The sequence below is a fragment of the Mucilaginibacter sp. MD40 genome (genome assembly GCF_002288635.1).
Taxonomy (GTDB): domain Bacteria; phylum Bacteroidota; class Bacteroidia; order Sphingobacteriales; family Sphingobacteriaceae; genus Mucilaginibacter.
The window spans coordinates 1,078,481-1,095,173 of the sequence record NZ_NRSW01000001.1 but is presented as its reverse complement, the minus strand read 5'-3'; the positions used below and the strand labels follow the sequence as shown (position 1 = coordinate 1,095,173).

The following is a 16,693-nucleotide window of genomic DNA, read 5'->3' as shown; positions in this document are numbered from 1 at the left end:
CATGAATAAAACTATTATCATCAATATAAACGGCATCGTTTTCCATATAGAGGAAACCGCGTACGAGATCCTTAAAAACTACATGACCGAAGTGCAGCGCCACTTCATGGGATCGGCCGACAGCCTTGAAATCACTACCGACATTGAAAACCGCATTGCCGAAATGTTTAATGAGATATTACTCAAAGAAGGCAAACAGGTAATTGTGGAGCAAGATGTTAATTCCGTTCTTGAGCAAATGGGCTCGGTTAAAGACTTTGAAACCGTTGAAGACAACGCAGGCCCTGCTGGCCAACAGGCCTTTAACAGCGGCAGCGAGCCCCGCCGCCTTTTCCGCGACCCGGATGACCATCTTGTAGCCGGCGTTTGCTCGGGCATAGCCAACTACTTTGATTTTAACGCCGTATGGGTGCGCTTACTATTTGCCATAATGGTTGCCTTTGGCGGTACCGGCCTTATCCTTTATATTATATTATGGATAGTGGTACCCAAAGCGGTTACCCGGGCCGACCGTATGGCTATGAAAGGCCAGCGCCTGGACCTGCAAGGCTTTAAAACTAATTTTGAAGAGGAAATGAGCGGCTTGCGAAACAATCTTTCCAGCTTCAGCAACGAAGCCCGCCCCTTCATCTACAAAACCCGCGATTTCGCCGGCGATTTCTTTAGCCATTTCGCCAACTTTTTAGGTACCACCGGTAAACTCATCTTTAAACTGATTGCCATACTCGTATTATTATCCTGCTTTGGTGGCATCATCGCTATTGTTGGAACGGTAATAGTGGCACTGGCTACCGGCCATCCTACCATTTATCATCTTTTCCCTTTCAGCATGACCAGCAGCGCCTTTAACAACATTTTCCTGATATCGGCCGTATTGTTGGCAATTATCCCACTCCTGGCCATTATTTTTGCCATACTTAGCTACGTGTTCAACACAAAGAACATAGGCCGTACAGTGGGCTCGGCCTTGCTATTATGCTGGGTCGTATCGTTATGTGTGGTTATATTTTATGCGGTAAAATTGAGCAGCCAGTTCAGGTCAGGCGCCAGTTACAGCCGTACCATCAACATTACGCCATCAAAAGACAGTACCTATCATTTAACCCGTAACGATATTAAATTCCTGACCGCCGAAGACAGCGCTCGTTATAACATCAAAAACTTTAAGGGCGGCATCATACTCGATGATAATGAAGAAAATTTTGAGATGCCAGATGCTGAAGTATCTATTAATGTAGAGCGCAGCGATGTTGCCCAGCCTGTGCTCATCGAGTCGTTCAGCTCACGCGGTGCCGATTACGAGGATGCCCTGGATAACGCGCGCGGCACCACCTATCACTTTGAGCAAACCGGTAACCTTTTAAAATTTAATCGCCGCTTCCAGAAAGACGCCGATCATCCTTGGCGCAATCAAAGGGTATATCTCACGCTGAAAATACCGATGAACAGCAAGCTGGTTATTGACGACAATATGGACGGCATGTTAAACGGCATCAGCGTTTATAATTGTAAAAGCGATAACAAACAGGAGAATGCCCCGTTCGCCAATTTTATTATGACGGATAACGGCCTGCAGTGCAAAATTGATACGCTGGTAACAACGCCCTCTAAGCTAAAAACAGACAGCCTTAAAACTGATACCACTAAAAAATGAACGCATTAATAAAATATATAAGCCTGCTGGTTTTCAGCGGGCTTATATTACCCTTTTGTATTCACCTTAGCGGCACTGTAAAAAGCCCTGCCATAATAAAGGCTCCGGCATCTGCCGCTCCGGCACCTGCCGCCACGGCCCCGACATATTTTAGCCCAGCCCAGATCATTGAATTTATTGCCCCTGCATTAAAATTTTAAACTTTTCTTGTAACCTTTACCCCCATACCTGCATCTTATTAACAGAACATCCGGCAAGCCGGGACGAACACGACGAGGGTATCTAACATATGGGAAACAACTACAAAGCTTAAACTACATCTAACCTAAGCGGGTAACCGCAAACACTAATTTTTTACCGGCAAAAAAAATCGGGGGCCAGCGTCCCGTGGATTTGTATTGCCCAAACTTTTAAACCATGAAACAATTAACCAGCATATTACTGATGGCTGCCCTGGCTTTTGCCGGCGGGCGCTTAAATGCACAAACCACCTCACCACCACGTGCCACTATAACCGGTACCTTTGTTAACGACCAAACCAAACCGGTTGATTATGCAACTGTAACCTTATTGAGAGCAAAAGACTCCACCGTTGTAAAAGGCACTTTAACCAACGATGCAGGCCGATACATTTTTGATAAGATAACCGAAGGAAAATATATTATTAAAGGTACAAGCGTTGGCTACCAGCCGGCATTTACTGCGGCATTTGATGTTGTCAACGGACAAACTTCTGTTACCGCGCCTGTGCTTAACATGACATCGGCAAGCCGCAGTTTACAGGGTGTTAATATAGTAGCCAGTAAACCGCTTATCGAGCGCAAACTCGACCGCACCGTGATGAACGTGGAAAACAGTGTATTGGCCGCAGGCAACAACGCCCTGGAAATATTGGAACGCGCCCCTGGTGTTACCATTGATAAAGACGACAACATCAGCCTTAAAGGTAAACAGGGTGTAACCGTGATGATAAACGACAAGCTTACTTACATGTCGGCACAGCAATTAACTACTTACCTACGCTCTACCGATGGCTCTAACATCCAATCTATAGAACTCATTACCAACCCATCATCCAAATATGACGCGGCAGGCAACTCGGGTATCATCAATATCAAGCTTAAAAAAAATAAGATGATAGGGACCAATGGCAGCTTAACCGTAAACGGAGCTTATGGCAAAAACTTCCGCGACAACACCAGCCTTACGCTTAACCATAAAAACGGCAATCTTAATGTATTTGCTACGCTTACTCGCGGAGATATTAACCGCGAGAATATGATTCAAATTGATCGCCGTGTGGATAGCGCTTCTAAAAGCACCTACTTTAAGCAGCAAACCAATATGCTTAATCATATCCACTATAATAATTATCGCTTCGGGGCCGACTATGCTACATCAAAAAAGAACACACTGGGCTTTGTGATCAATGGCGATTATACTAATGAGTATAATGACAATACAGGCATTACCCGACTGGGTGTAACACCTGCCGCCGCCGACTCTTACCAAACCACTATTGCTGACATGAAGCAAACCTATCGCAGCTTCTCAGCAAACCTTAACGATAAATACCAGATAGATACGCTTGGGCAGGAAATAAGCGTGGATGCTGACTACTCTAAATATCGCAATAACTCTGATGCGATATATGATACTTACTTTTTCCGCCCGGATGGTACTACACAGAGGCGCCCTTTATTTATAGCCAACCAGACACCTTCTACCATAACCATATGGACGCAAAAAGTTGACTATACCTTGCCGCTGAGCAAAACACTTAAGTTTGAGGCCGGTGCAAAATTCAGCTCTGTAAAAACAGATAATGATCTGCAAGCACAGGTGGATAGTACCGGTACAGTTAATAATCACCAGTTTGTTAACGACCCCACCCGCACCAATCGCTTCATTTACGATGAGCGGATTGCCGCAGGTTACGTTAATTTGGGTAAAACTTTCGCCAAAACATCGGTACAATTAGGTTTAAGGGCCGAGAATACCTCATCAACCGGCAACCTGGTCACTTACAACCAGGTGGTTAAGCGTAATTACCTCAACCTGTTCCCGAGCTTATTTATTAACCACACCCTATCAGATAAAAACGAGATCGGTTTTAGCTACAGCCGCCGTATAGACAGGCCAAATTATGATAACCTCAACCCTTTCAGGTTTTACCTTGACCAGTATACTTACGAACAAGGTAACCCATTCCTGAGGCCGCAGTATACCAACTCGTTTGAGTTAAGCTATACCTATAATAAAACAATAAACTTAACATTAGGATACAGCCATACAACAGATGTAAACACACAGGTTGTGCTTACTGACACTATTACTAAGGCCACCTACCAAACCAACCTGAATTTAAACTCGCAGGATTCTTACAACGCCAACATCAACAGCCCCTTCACTATTACCAAATGGTGGACAGGTAACATAAACGCTACGGCTTTCTACCAAAAGTTTAAATCAGACTCGTTATTAGGCGGGCAATTAAACGCGGGCAAGTTTGCTTATCAGGCACGCTTAACGCAAAACTTTCTGTTTGCAGGCCTTAAGGCAGAGGTATCGGGCAATTACCAGTCTTCTTTAAGATATGGTTTGTTTGATATTAAACCGCAGTATTCTGTTGATGCCGGTGTGAGCCGCTCTTTTGCCCAGAAAAAACTGAACATTAAATTCAGCGTGAGCGATATTTTTGATACCCGCCGTAACAACGTGAGCAGCCATTACCAGAACGTAAACCTGGATGTTCGCCAGAAAAACGAGACACGTTTGGCGCGTTTAACGCTTACCTATAATTTCGGTAACAGCAAGATCAAAATTCGCCAGCACCAAAGCGGCGCCGACGATGAAAAAGGCCGTGTGAAAAGCGGGAATTAACCCCCCAAGCCCCCTGAAGGGGGAGTAGAATTATTTCTTTACCATTCGATATTAAGCATTAATGTAACGCCCGTTCATAAAAACATGAACGGGCGTTATGCTTTTCAAAAGCTCCCCCTTCAGGGGCTTGGGGGGTCACTGCCCGACCATAAACAGCGCGTTGCTGAATAACAGCTTGCCGTTTTCCCAGAAACTGCGGAACAGCGGATCGTCGGCCAGGTAAACTACCGAGCCCCGGCCAAGGCCCTGCACGCCCATGAGCATGCCACTGGTTAATTTCTGTTTAGTAAGAAAACCCGCGAAGCCCGCTACATAAGCTTTATTATCAATGGTGCCTACGCTCCAGTCATCTTCGCCAAGCGGTTCATAAATATCCTCGCTGAGTTTTAGGGTATAGTAATATTTAGGGAAACCATAGCCCAGTGGGTGGGTGTTATCCATATTTACCTTAAATATGGCACCCGGGATACTTGAACGTAATGCGTCGCGATTGCGATCAGCATAAATACGTTTTTGCGGTTTCGCTTTAGCATCCGGCTTATCGCTTTTCTTATCTTCTTTGGCCTTAATATCAAACCCTTTTTTATCCACCAACGATGCCACGGCATTTTCCATAGCGATAAGTTTACCGCCGTCGCTTACCCACTTTTGCAGGTTATCCGTTGCCAGGTCATTATAGCGGCCATCGGGCAAAATAATCACATCGTAATCCGCAAGTTTTAAGCGATTAAGGTCCTGGTACCTGATAAGGGTAACCGGGTAACCGATCTGCTGTTCCATAAAATGCCAAACCTCGCCCATGGCCTCCGCGTTGATGCCATCACCTGATACCAATGCCATACGCGGCTTTTTAATGTATCGTATATCGAACGAGCCGATATCTGATCCTTTATCCACAAACCCGGTTGAAAGCGGAGTGATCTCATGCCCCAGATCAGCCGCGATCTGCGTGATCATCCGGTCAAAGTCGGGCCTGTCATTCCCGGCGCGCGTAATTAATAAAGATCCTGCCGTAAACTTTTTGCCGCCAGCTTCAAAAGGTTCCTGGGAATACCGCACCTTAACGCCCTGTTTTAACAATGCGGAGAGAAACCTTACATCAGCAATAGATTGCCAGGCAGATACATACGCGTAAGCTTTGGTATTACTCAATGCCGCTGGCTTTACCACGCTCCAGCTGGCATTAGCCGGCTGATACGATTCCTTTAAACCATAAGCTTTTAAACCATAAGCATAAGGTAACGACCAGGCGGTTATATCATACGTTGCCGAATCGGGGATAAAAGTTTTCGGTTCCAGCAAAACATGAAGCAGTACCGATTTGGGTTGATAAGCATTCACCACCAGGTCATTAGTACCAACATTATAACGCTCGTCCGCGCCGCTAAAATAATTATATCCGGTTACCGACTTATTAGCTAGTCCATAGCCGAACTTTATGCCGTTACGGTTGAGCAGTTTGGCCAATTGCTCAACCTTTTCGTTGTTATCGTTCTTTATCACATAGGTTTTAAACTGCCCGGGCGGGTTTTGGCGGCTGATATCATAAAACTTTTTAAACTCGTTTACCACACGCTGGCTGTTTGCGGCAACCACCTCAATGGTAGCCATGCTGGTTTCATGGTGGTGCGCTATACGTTGGGCAAGCGTAAGCGTATCTCCGGTGGCGGTAACCACGGCCAGGCCCGCGCCTATGCCACCCTGCTCATAGGTCATGCCGATGGAGCCATTGTAAAGCGGATAGGTATCGCCATAAGAAGGGTATAGTAAATCAAACTCTTGCTTGGTAAAATACATCCAGCCATTGGCATCAAAATGTTTTGCGTTGTTCTTTCCAATGGTCACCTGGAAATCGCGCTGCCATTGGGTAATGTCCTTGTGGTAAGGCTCGGCGGCTGGGGCAAAATAATAAGGGTTATTGTAACCCTGCTCATGAAAATCAACATGTATTTGCGGCAGCCATTGATTGTATAAGGCTACCCTGGCCTGCGTTTCTTTTTGTGCCTGCCATGCCCAATCGCGGTTAAGGTCAAAGTAGTAATGGTTTACCCTGCCGCCTGGCCAAGGCTCCAGGTGCTCTCGCGCCGTGGAGTTGGCGTTTGGCGCGGCACCAACAACCGAATTATAGAAATTAACATATCGTTCGCGACCGTCCGGGTTTAAACATGGGTCAATGATCACCACCATGTTCTTTAATTCGGCCTGCGCTTTGGTGTTGTTAGGGTCAACCAGGTCATAAAGTGTCCACATGGCGGCCTCGCTTGATGCGGGCTCGTTACCATGAACATTATAACTTAAATAAGTTATTGCCGGTGCGTTTGCAGATGCGGTTCCACTTTCTATACCGGCCAGTCGCAGGTTATTATGCCTTATCTCATCCAGCCGGTTAATATTATCTGCCGACGCGATAAATGCCGCTATTTGCGGGCGGCCTTCATTGGTAGTACCAAATTGTTGCAGTTTAATATTTTTAGCTGCGGATGCCACATACTTAAAGTACTCAACAATGCGGTAATGCGGCGTAAAGTGCTCTCCCAGCTTGTACCCAAGGAACTGTTCGGGGGTTTGCAATTGTTGGGCGAATGTTGCCGCAATGCAAAAGGAAGCTATAAAAGTAGTAATTAGTTTTTTTATCATGTGCGGTGGTTGCATCAATAAAGCTAATCTAAGGATATTTTTTTGCTGATACACATGGGGCTGCAATTTCAAATCTGCACCTTTGCTGCAGTGATGACACCCTTGCAAGCTCTTCAAAAGTATTTTGGTTATTCGGAGTTCCGGCACTCGCAGGAAGCTATTATTAATACTGTTTTAAACAAGCAGGATGTAATGGTGCTGATGCCCACCGGCGGTGGTAAATCGTTATGCTACCAGTTGCCCGCGGTTTTGCTGAATGGCTTAACCATAGTAATATCGCCCCTGATAGCCCTGATGAAGGACCAGGTAGATAGCCTTAACCTAAGCGGCGTCCCGGCGGCCTATCTCAACTCCAGCCAATCTGCCGAAGAACAAAAGGACATTGCCATTCAGCTACAGAATAATCAGCTGCGCCTGCTCTACATAGCGCCCGAGCGTTTATTCGCGCCGGATAACCGGATGATGGCTTTCCTGAAAACGCTGCCTGTAGTGCAGTTTGCCATTGACGAGGCACATTGTATCTCGCAATGGGGGCACGATTTCAGGCCTGAATACCTGATGCTTGCCGGGTTAAAAAAAGAATTTCCGGGTGTACCTGTGATCGCTCTAACTGCTACCGCAGATAAGCTTACCCAAAAAGACATTTTAGAAAAGCTGAACCTGCAACAACCCTCGGTTTTTGTTTCCTCTTTTAACCGGGCCAACATTACCTACAGGGTAGTGCCGAGGCGTAAGGGTTTAGATCAATTGCTGGACTTCCTCGAGCAACGTAAGGACCAATCGGGCATTATTTATTGCCTGTCACGCAAATCAACCGAAGCTTTAGCTGCCGACCTGAAAGAAGAAGGCTATGCTGTTGAAGCTTATCATGCCGGTTTAAGTAATGAGGTTAAAGCCCAAAACCAGGAGGCTTTTCTGCGCGATGATGTGAAGATCATGGTGGCCACCATTGCTTTTGGGATGGGCATCAATAAATCAAACGTGCGTTATGTGGTACACATGGACCTGCCCAAAAACATAGAGGGCTACTACCAGGAAACCGGCCGTGCCGGGCGCGACGGCCTACCATCTGATGCCATGCTGCTGTACTCGCCCGGCGATGCCATTAAGCTCCGCGGCTTTGCCATGGTAGAGAACAATGCCGGGCAAAGCGCCATCATGCTTAAAAAGCTTGACGATATGGTGAATTATTGCCAGCTGCATGCCTGCCGCCGCCAATACCTCATGAACTATTTCGACGAGGAGTATCCCGACCATTGCGGCTCGTGCGATTTTTGTTTAAGCGAGTTCACCCGGTTTGATGGCACGCTTATCGCGCAGAAAGCACTTTCGGCAGTAGCGCGTTTAAAGGAACGCTTTGGCGCTAATTACGTGGTTGATTTTCTGCGCGGATCAAAAAGTGAAAAGATCTGGGCCGACCATAAGGCGCTTAAAACCTATGGTGCCGGGGCCGATATCAGCAAAGCCGACTGGCAGCGCTACCTGCGCGAGCTTACCGCGCAGGGCTTCCTGCAACAGGTGGATGAAAATGGTTATCCAACCCTTAAACTTACTCCAAAAAGTGAGGCGGTACTCAAAGGTGAACAAAAAGTTGAGCTGATAGCGCACCACGTAATGGAAGAGCAGGAACAGGAAACGCCGGCTTACGAAGCGGAATTATTGAACGCCTTACGCCAGCGCCGCCATGATTTTGCTGAAAGCGAAAATTTACCGGCTTATATCATCTTATCTGATGCCACCCTGCAGGAAATGGCTACCTACCTGCCCCAAAAAATGGATGAGCTAAGGCTCATCTCGGGCTTTGGTGATGTAAAACTGGCGCGTTATGGCCGTGAGTTTTTGGAGATCATTGTTAATTACAGTAAGACTAAAGGCCTAGCATCCCGCATTAAATTAAAGTCAGCCAGGCGCGAACGGAAACCTAAAAGGGCCAAAACGTCTGACACCAATAAAGTCAGCCTGGAGCTATTCCGGCAAGGCTTATCAGTAGCAGAGATCGCTCATGAACGGGGCTTATCTCCTGTTACCATTGAAGGCCATTTGACCGCGTTTATCCAGACCGACGAACTGGATGTAAGTGCATTTGTTTCTGCCGATAAGATACCCGCTATACAGAACGCCATAGAGAGCTACGGAGCGGAACGCCTGGCCCCGCTTAAGGAAGTTTTGGGCGAAGCTTACAGCTATGGCGAGATAAAAGCCGTTGTTGCCTGGATAAATTTTATGCAGCGGGCAAACACATAAAAGCTCAAAGCCGTTTTATATATTCGTATACCATGATCACTACCGAAGAAATTTACCCGCTATACCTGCAGCACCCGGTTATCAGTACCGATACACGAAATATTGCGCCCGGCAGCCTGTTCTTTGCCCTGAAGGGAGAAAAATTTGATGCCAACACCTTTGCCGAAAAAGCTATAGAGGCCGGAGCGGCTTACGCCATTATTGATAACCCTGAATTTGCAAAAGGCGATAAATTTCTACTGGTAGAAGATGTGCTGAGTGCATTGCAAGACCTGGCAAGGCATCACCGCAGGCAATTGACCATTCCTGTGATAGGCCTTACCGGTACCAACGGTAAAACCACTACCAAAGAGCTCATCAACGCGGTATTATCACAGCGTTTTAACACCCTGGCCACACAGGGTAATCTTAATAATCATATAGGGGTGCCTTTAACCATCCTGAGCGTCAATGCATCGCACCAGATGGCGGTTATTGAAATGGGCGCTAATCACCAAAAGGAAATAGCGTTGCTTTGCAGTATCGCCCAACCCTCACACGGCCTTATTACCAATGTGGGCAAGGCGCACCTGGAAGGCTTTGGCGGCGTTGAAGGGGTAAAAAAGGGCAAGGGCGAACTTTACGACTTCCTGCATGACGAGGCAGGCCGTGTAGCTTTCATTAACAGCGATGACAAGGTATTAATGGAAATGCAGCGCAACAGGAACCTGCCTAATGTGGTGTACTACGGCAAAAACACCAATCCTGACAACCTGGTAAGCGGGAAAGCCATTGACAGTGGCCCTTTATTGAGCCTCAAATGGAACAACCGCGACAGCTCGTCGTACAATGTTAAAACGCAGCTCACCGGCTCATACAACCTTGATAATATACTGGCTGCCGCTTGTATCGGTTCTTTCTTCGGGCTCGAGTCTGATGAGATCAACGCAGGTATAGAAGGTTATCAGCCAAAAAACAACCGGTCGCAGATCATGAGAACGGCGCATAACACACTCATTTGCGATTTTTATAATGCCAACCCCAGCAGCATGTTTGTGGCCATTGATAATATGGATAAACTGAAAGCCGCTAACAAGATCATGATCCTTGGCGATATGTTTGAAATGGGCGATGAATCCGCGGCAGAACATCACGCGGTAATTAAAAAAGCGATGGATGCCAGCGTTGACCAACGGATATTTATTGGTAAGGATTTTTACAGCCAGCAGGATGCTGTACAAGACGACGAAAAAACCTGCGCCACGTTTTACCTAACCGCCGAAGATGCTATTGCTGCTATACAACAAAGTTCATTTATTAATGCCACTATATTAATTAAAGGATCAAGAGGTATGGCGCTGGAGCGGCTGGCGCAATTGCTTTAAAAATAATTATAATTTCCCCGACATCATTTTACGCGAACCCAGCAAGGCCAAAAGTGAGGCGATGGCGGCTGCTGTTAAATAATAACCTACATAAGCCAGCCCGTAATGGGTGGCCAGCATAGTAGCCAGATATGGCGTAAGCGAGGCACCGAATATGCCCGCGAGCGTAAAAGCCAGTGAAGCCCCGGTGTAGCGTACCGCGGGCGGAAATATCCCAGCCAGCGCCGTGCCGATAGGGCCATAATTGATCCCCATTAAAAACATCCCGGCCGATAGGAACAGTCCGGTAGTAACCATCCCGCCAGAGGTAAAAAAAGCGGCGAATGTTAAGCCAAAAATGCCTATCAGCAGTAGCGAAGCCATCAGCATACGGCTTTGCCCGTATTTATCCGCTAATTTGGCAGACAGGGGTATTCCCAGGGCGAAGGCCAGCATAGAGATCATTTGAAGGATAAGAAACGAGCTTTTGGTATACTTAAGCGCCGAAGTACCCCAACTGAGTGTAAACACCGTCATGAGGTAGAACAGCAAGAACGTGGTGATGGTCACTATCGTCCCTAACGTAATGGCTTTGGTATGTTTGGTAAACACATCGGCGAAGGGCACATTAGAGCGCTCGTTGTTGTCTATCACCTTCACAAACTCGGGCGTTTCGGCAATTTTAAGGCGTACATACAGCCCCAGCCATACCAAAAGGGCACTGGCAATAAAAGGGAAACGCCAGCCGTAGCTGATAAAGGCAGCCTCGCTCATTACTTTGCTCAATATAAAAAATGTACCGGTTGACAGCAGGAAACCTATCGGCGCGCCTAACTGCGGAAACATGCCGTACCAGGCTTTTTTATGTGCCGGCGCGTTCTCTGTGGCCAGCAACACGGCGCCGCCCCACTCACCGCCGAGGCCAAGCCCCTGCCCAAAGCGGAACAGCGCCAGCAATACCGGTGCCCATATGCCGATGGTATGATAGCCGGGCAAAAGCCCTATGGCCACGGTTGATGGCCCCATGGTCATTAAAGCGGCCACAAGTGTGGCTTTGCGCCCCTTCCTGTCGCCAAAGTGGCCAAATATAGCGGCCCCCAGCGGCCGGGCCAGGAACGCCAGCGCGAACGTAGCCAGTGATTCCAGCGTGGCCGACGCCGGATCGGAGCTCGAAAAAAACAATTTAGGGAACACCAGTACCGCGGCGGTGGCGTAAATGTAAAAATCAAAAAACTCTATAGTGGTGCCAATAAGGCTGGCGGTAAGTATACGGCCAACCGGGTTAGCGGGTGCAGCTTGCTGGTTCACAGTGCCAAACATATTAAATTTGGCCGAATGCGCAAACTTGCAGGCCTTAAAATAATCGCTATTTTAGGGTAACCCCTACCTAATTATTCAACCACATGAACGCAGCAGAAATATTAAGCAGTTTAGAGGCCCTCGGCAACCAAAAGGTGCGCACGCACAATAGCAAATTCGGCGCCGGCGATAACCAGTTCGGTGTTAAAATGGGGGATATAAGGGCGATGGGCAAAAAAATCAAAGCCGACCATGAGTTGGGAAAAGCCCTATGGGCAACCGGCAATGTTGACGCGCGCTTTGTAGCCTGCCTGATCATGGATCCTCAAAAACTTACCGCTGACGAATTAAGCGACATGGCCCGCTCGGAGCAGTTTACGCACGTGATCGACTGGCTGTACACTAATCTCATTAAAGACCGCCCGGATAAGGAAGAACTGAGGATAAAATGGATGGCCGATAAACACCCCATGCTTAACCGCCTGGCCTGGAGCCTTACCAGCAGCCGTATTGTACGCGATGCAGGCGACATGGACCTCGGGGCCATACTTACCCAACTGGAAAATGAAATGCCCATAGCCCCGCCAAATGTACAGTGGACCATGAATTACGCCTTAGCCAATATTGGTATACACCACGCTGCCTACCGGGAGCGTGCGCTACAGATCGGCGAACGGCTGGGCATTTACCGCGACTACCCGGTATCAAAAGGTTGTGTTTCGCCCTTCGCGCCAATTTGGATAAACGAAATGGTAAAGAGGCAATGATAGTTGGCAGTTAGCAGTAGGAAGTTAGCAGCAAGCATTTGTCATTACATTTTTATGCAAACTGCCAATTGGGAACTGCCAACCGGGAACTGCCAACTGTAACGCTACTGCCCAACCTGCAGGTGATATCCATCATCGAAAGCGGAAAAATCGGGTTTTAGCCTGCGCGAAGTGATATCGAGCTTTTCGCCTGAGCGGGTAATTTGCAGGTAATGGAACTCGGGCTTGTATTGAATAGCCATATCATTCATTGCCGCGTTATTAGCTTTTAAAGGCTGGTGCAGCCCCCCGCCCCCGCCTATTACCAAAAAGGTTTTGCCCTGCATTTGGTAACGCTCAAAATTATGCGAATGCCCCGAAAGGAATAGCACAGCCTTTTTTGATTTAATAAACTGCGGCACAAAATTGTCGCGCACCGCTGTGGATGGGCTTACAATTTTACTGTTGGTATAGGGCGAATGATGGCAGCCTACAACAACCAGCTTAACCGCCGGGTCGGCATCCAGGGCTTCCAATTTGGCGGTATACCACTTATCCTGTTTTACAATAGCTTCTACCGGCATTTGCCCAAAGTTGGAGTTAAGCAACACTACCGCGACAGAATCAATCACAACGGCATAACCGGAAGGGTCATAAGCCGGGAAACGCTTACGGAAATTAACGGTACCCTTATCGGTATTAAACATTACCTCATGGTTACCCAGCGTAGCATAAACAGGGATGGAATCTTTAACCGTTTGCTCCAGGTAACGGTCGATGTTTTTCCAGGCTTTTTTGCTCTTGCCGAGTGATACCACATCGCCCAGTATAAAAAACGCTTTTGGCCGCAGGCTGTCCACATCCTTAAATATCATCTTAGTGGCTTGCAGGTTATGGTTTGATCGCAGGAAGATCTTCTCTACCCACATGGGTTCCTGTGTATCGCTGGCAAAGGCCATTACCGGGCGGTTCTGTGCTGAAAGGCGAGTTGCAAACGCCAGCATCACTAACAGTATAAACATTAACCGCTTCATGTGTTAGGAACGCAATAAAACGCGGTTTAGTTTGATAAGCCCAATGGCCGGAAACAAGAAACCCCACCTTGAGGGCGGGATTTCTTCTTTAACTTGCACAAATTATTGTTTACTACTGGGTGATCTTGCCGGTGGTCCTGTTAATGTAATAAACCTGGTTAACAGTGCCCGATTTGTATATACTAACACGGATAAGATCATTAGGCAGGTATTCCATGGTACCGATCAGATCCCCAACATCACCTTTACCCATAAAATAGTTGGCATAGCTGATATTGAAAGTAATGGTCCCCGATACAATAATAGGGTTCTTGTCTGTACGCTTCGCGAAAACATTCTGCCACTCATAAGCTTCGTCTGTTTTTTCATTAATACCGAAGCCAATTTGTATACGGGTAGTTTTATGCGCCTGCGAACCACTGATGGTAATGGTTTGGTAAAGGGTATCTGCCGCTTTAACTACATAGTTAAAAGCAGTGTATTCGCTATTGGGAGATTCCGGGCCGCCGCCATAAACTGATAAGGTGTCCTTTAACGCGTAAGCATCTACATTGTACCCATTATTAAAAGCACCATTACACAGGTAGGTAAAAACAGAATTGCCCACATAGCTATAAATATCACCACCAATAACATTGGTATAATTGGTTTTCTTAACCACCGATGAACCGCATGGGTTTTGAGCGTCAAAAACGCGTACGGTATTTACACCATTGCTGGTTTTGGAAGCATTCTCCGGAGTATTAGAAAGGCTTTTTTGGAATGACTTGTTAAAATTCAGTACAAAGTCGCAGCTTTTAGCCATTAACGCGGTATCAATAGCTGGCTTTTTATTTACCGCTACATCATTTTTTTTACATGAGGCGTTTAGCAATATAACAAACGCTAATAATGGCAGGGCAATTTTAAGATAAGGTTTCATTAAGAAAGTAAAATTTTATTCAGATAATTTGTTTTTTGCGTTTTAGGCAAAATCCATGCCCGTAATTTAACTAAGCAAAGGGTTAAGCCGGCCAAATTTTACTGTGGAAACAAATACTCAATGCCGGAAATATAATCAACGCATAAGTTTGAGACCTTATGCTTGTGTAAAAGGATTGTGCTATCAAAGGCAGGAAATATCACAGCTTTTTAAGCATAGTTTCCAATGTAGCCATGTCAACATCACGAGCTATAAGCTCGCCCTTACTATTTAAGATATAATTAGCTGGGATAACCTTTATCACAAAGTTCCTGATGTTCTTTGAATTGGCCTGATCTACGCATTCCGCGATATTTGGCCAGGTTGGCGCATCCTGTGTAAGCGCCCTTTTCCACTTAGCTTTATCCTCATCTATAGAAATGGAAACAATTTCAAATCCTTTTTGACGATATTTTTGATACAATTGCTTAAGCTGCGGCACCTGCTCCCGGCAGGGGATACAATAGGAGGCCCAAAAATCTAACAGAATAATTTTTTTGCCCCGATAATTTAACCTTAATTCTGTTCCATCGGGCTGGCTGCCGACCGGTAAAGGCGCCCGCGTACCAATGTTTATTTTGCTCACAGCCGACAATAGGGCTGCCGATTCCTTGTAATATTTGCTCTTTTTAATATCCGGGCTAAGTCCATCAAGTGCCTTTTTATATAATTGATAATTCTCAAACATATCGGGCACATCCGATATCAAAAACGGAGTAACAATAGTGTTGGGGTTATTGCGAATAAAACGGTGCCGTGCAAATAAATAGACGTTTGTGATGTCATTATCAACCTGACTCACAGAATCAAGATACGCGCTATATAATTTGTTGTTAGCGGCATTCAAAGCCTTGTCAGCTTCCGTCAAAAAATATTTCTTTTTGTGTAGGAGTTTGTCTCTTTCCGTATTTGCCATATGCTGGTACTCGTTTAATTTATGCTGATGATAGGATGTTGACCGGATGCTATCATTTGCATAAATAGTGTTGAGCCCCTTTGCTGAAATATGATAAGATTGCCCGTTTTCGGCATATATCAATAAGTATCGCGAAATTATGCCATAGTCTTTACTCGGCGTATTGAATGAAACATGGTAAAAACCCTCTTCAGGTAAGGTTATCGAGAACTTAAATCTGCCATTGTGTATTAGCGTTGAGTCATAAAAGGTTTTAGGATGGTAGCTTTCAAGCTTAACCGTTGTACCGCTTGAGCTATCAATTAAGCCTGTAATAGTAATAGTTGCCTTATTGCTACATGAGCTATTGATAAGTACACCTAAAAGAATAGTAATAATAAGATTAGGTTTCATTTGAGTGTTAAGTGACAAATACCCCTCCGGTAAATAACCATAAGGGTATATTTATTTTAAACAGCAGGCGGTGGGGGTGGAGGTGTCACCGCCCCACAACGACTTTTATCATTTGTTATCATTCCGGCACCACAACTTGCCGAAGCTGATTCACATGTAACATTTTCATAGGTGTGTGCAACACCGCCGGCCGCAGCGCAACAGTACCAGGTGCTTGTACCTGTTGAGCCCGCACAATTTGGATTTCCTGTGCCACCTAAAACATCTTTCATTTCTGTTCTGGTTAATTTAGCAAATTTTTTCATAATCGTATTTATCTTTTGTTGCAGACGAACCCTGCAATTGGCCGCATGTATTACCAAAGTGCATGCTCCTTTACCTTTCGCGAAAAGTTATATAAGATATAAACTATATGTTAAATTACAATGCTATATATCTTATTTTAAGGAGATTAGAATAATATGTCAAACTTTAACCTTCATAAATGATAATTATTGATAAACCATCGTGAAAAAACACGACATTTAATTATCGTTACAGCTAAACCCGGCTTTTGCCCGCGTTTGATAGCTCTGCCGGAACA

At 46.0% G+C, this 16,693-nt stretch carries 12 protein-coding genes; 6 read left to right on the top strand and 6 right to left on the bottom strand.

Annotated features, from left to right (window positions below; all coding sequences use genetic code 11):
• Position 1: 1 nt before the first annotated feature.
• The 3 genes from CKK33_RS04900 to CKK33_RS04890 all read left to right on the top strand — a co-directional run bounded on the left by CKK33_RS04900 (position 2) and on the right by CKK33_RS04890 (position 4,537).
• Positions 2 to 1,654 (top strand): PspC domain-containing protein, encoded by a 1,653-nt coding sequence (locus CKK33_RS04900; protein WP_095703031.1) that lies wholly within the window; start codon positions 2 to 4, stop codon positions 1,652 to 1,654.
• Complete coding sequence (locus CKK33_RS04895) at positions 1,651 to 1,854, top strand: hypothetical protein (protein WP_095703030.1); 204 nt, start codon at positions 1,651 to 1,653, stop codon at positions 1,852 to 1,854. The genes CKK33_RS04900 and CKK33_RS04895 overlap by 4 nt, the downstream gene beginning before the upstream one ends.
• Positions 1,855 to 2,071: 217 nt before the next feature.
• A complete protein-coding gene (locus CKK33_RS04890) occupies positions 2,072 to 4,537 on the top strand; it encodes an outer membrane beta-barrel family protein (protein WP_095703029.1) in 2,466 nt (821 codons plus the stop codon).
• A gap of 135 nt (positions 4,538 to 4,672) precedes the next feature.
• Here the strand turns inward: CKK33_RS04890 and CKK33_RS04885 are convergent, their stop codons facing one another.
• Positions 4,673 to 7,174 (bottom strand): M14 family metallopeptidase, encoded by a 2,502-nt coding sequence (locus tag CKK33_RS04885; protein WP_095705753.1) that lies wholly within the window; start codon positions 7,172 to 7,174, stop codon positions 4,673 to 4,675.
• Positions 7,175 to 7,267: 93 nt separating this feature from the next.
• Here CKK33_RS04885 and recQ point away from each other — a divergent pair, with 93 nt between their 5' ends.
• Complete coding sequence (recQ, locus tag CKK33_RS04880; RefSeq protein WP_095705752.1) at positions 7,268 to 9,418, top strand: DNA helicase RecQ; 2,151 nt, start codon at positions 7,268 to 7,270, stop codon at positions 9,416 to 9,418.
• A 32-nt stretch (positions 9,419 to 9,450) separates the two neighbouring features.
• Positions 9,451 to 10,782, top strand: coding sequence for a UDP-N-acetylmuramoyl-tripeptide--D-alanyl-D-alanine ligase (murF, locus tag CKK33_RS04875; RefSeq protein WP_369803534.1), 1,332 nt, complete (start codon positions 9,451 to 9,453; stop codon positions 10,780 to 10,782).
• 6 nt (positions 10,783 to 10,788) lie between these two features.
• Here murF and CKK33_RS04870 read toward each other — a convergent pair whose 3' ends face one another.
• Complete coding sequence (locus CKK33_RS04870) at positions 10,789 to 12,069, bottom strand: MFS transporter (protein WP_233138149.1); 1,281 nt, start codon at positions 12,067 to 12,069, stop codon at positions 10,789 to 10,791.
• A 95-nt stretch (positions 12,070 to 12,164) separates the two neighbouring features.
• Between CKK33_RS04870 and CKK33_RS04865 the strand changes: the two genes are divergently transcribed.
• Entirely contained in the window at positions 12,165 to 12,827 is a 663-nt protein-coding gene (locus CKK33_RS04865; protein ID WP_095703027.1) for a DNA alkylation repair protein, read from the top strand.
• 104 nt (positions 12,828 to 12,931) lie between these two features.
• Here the strand turns inward: CKK33_RS04865 and CKK33_RS04860 are convergent, their stop codons facing one another.
• The 4 genes from CKK33_RS04860 to CKK33_RS19390 form a co-directional block, all read right to left on the bottom strand.
• Positions 12,932 to 13,828, bottom strand: coding sequence for a metallophosphoesterase (locus tag CKK33_RS04860; protein ID WP_198952441.1), 897 nt, complete (start codon positions 13,826 to 13,828; stop codon positions 12,932 to 12,934).
• 124 nt (positions 13,829 to 13,952) lie between these two features.
• Positions 13,953 to 14,762 (bottom strand): hypothetical protein, encoded by an 810-nt coding sequence (locus CKK33_RS04855; RefSeq protein ID WP_095703026.1) that lies wholly within the window; start codon positions 14,760 to 14,762, stop codon positions 13,953 to 13,955.
• A 199-nt stretch (positions 14,763 to 14,961) separates the two neighbouring features.
• Positions 14,962 to 16,110 (bottom strand): TlpA disulfide reductase family protein, encoded by a 1,149-nt coding sequence (locus tag CKK33_RS04850; protein WP_095703025.1) that lies wholly within the window; start codon positions 16,108 to 16,110, stop codon positions 14,962 to 14,964.
• Positions 16,111 to 16,166: 56 nt separating this feature from the next.
• On the bottom strand, positions 16,167 to 16,415 hold the full coding sequence (locus tag CKK33_RS19390; RefSeq protein WP_143822899.1) for a hypothetical protein: 249 nt from the start codon (positions 16,413 to 16,415) through the stop codon (positions 16,167 to 16,169).
• Positions 16,416 to 16,693: the final 278 nt, after the last annotated feature.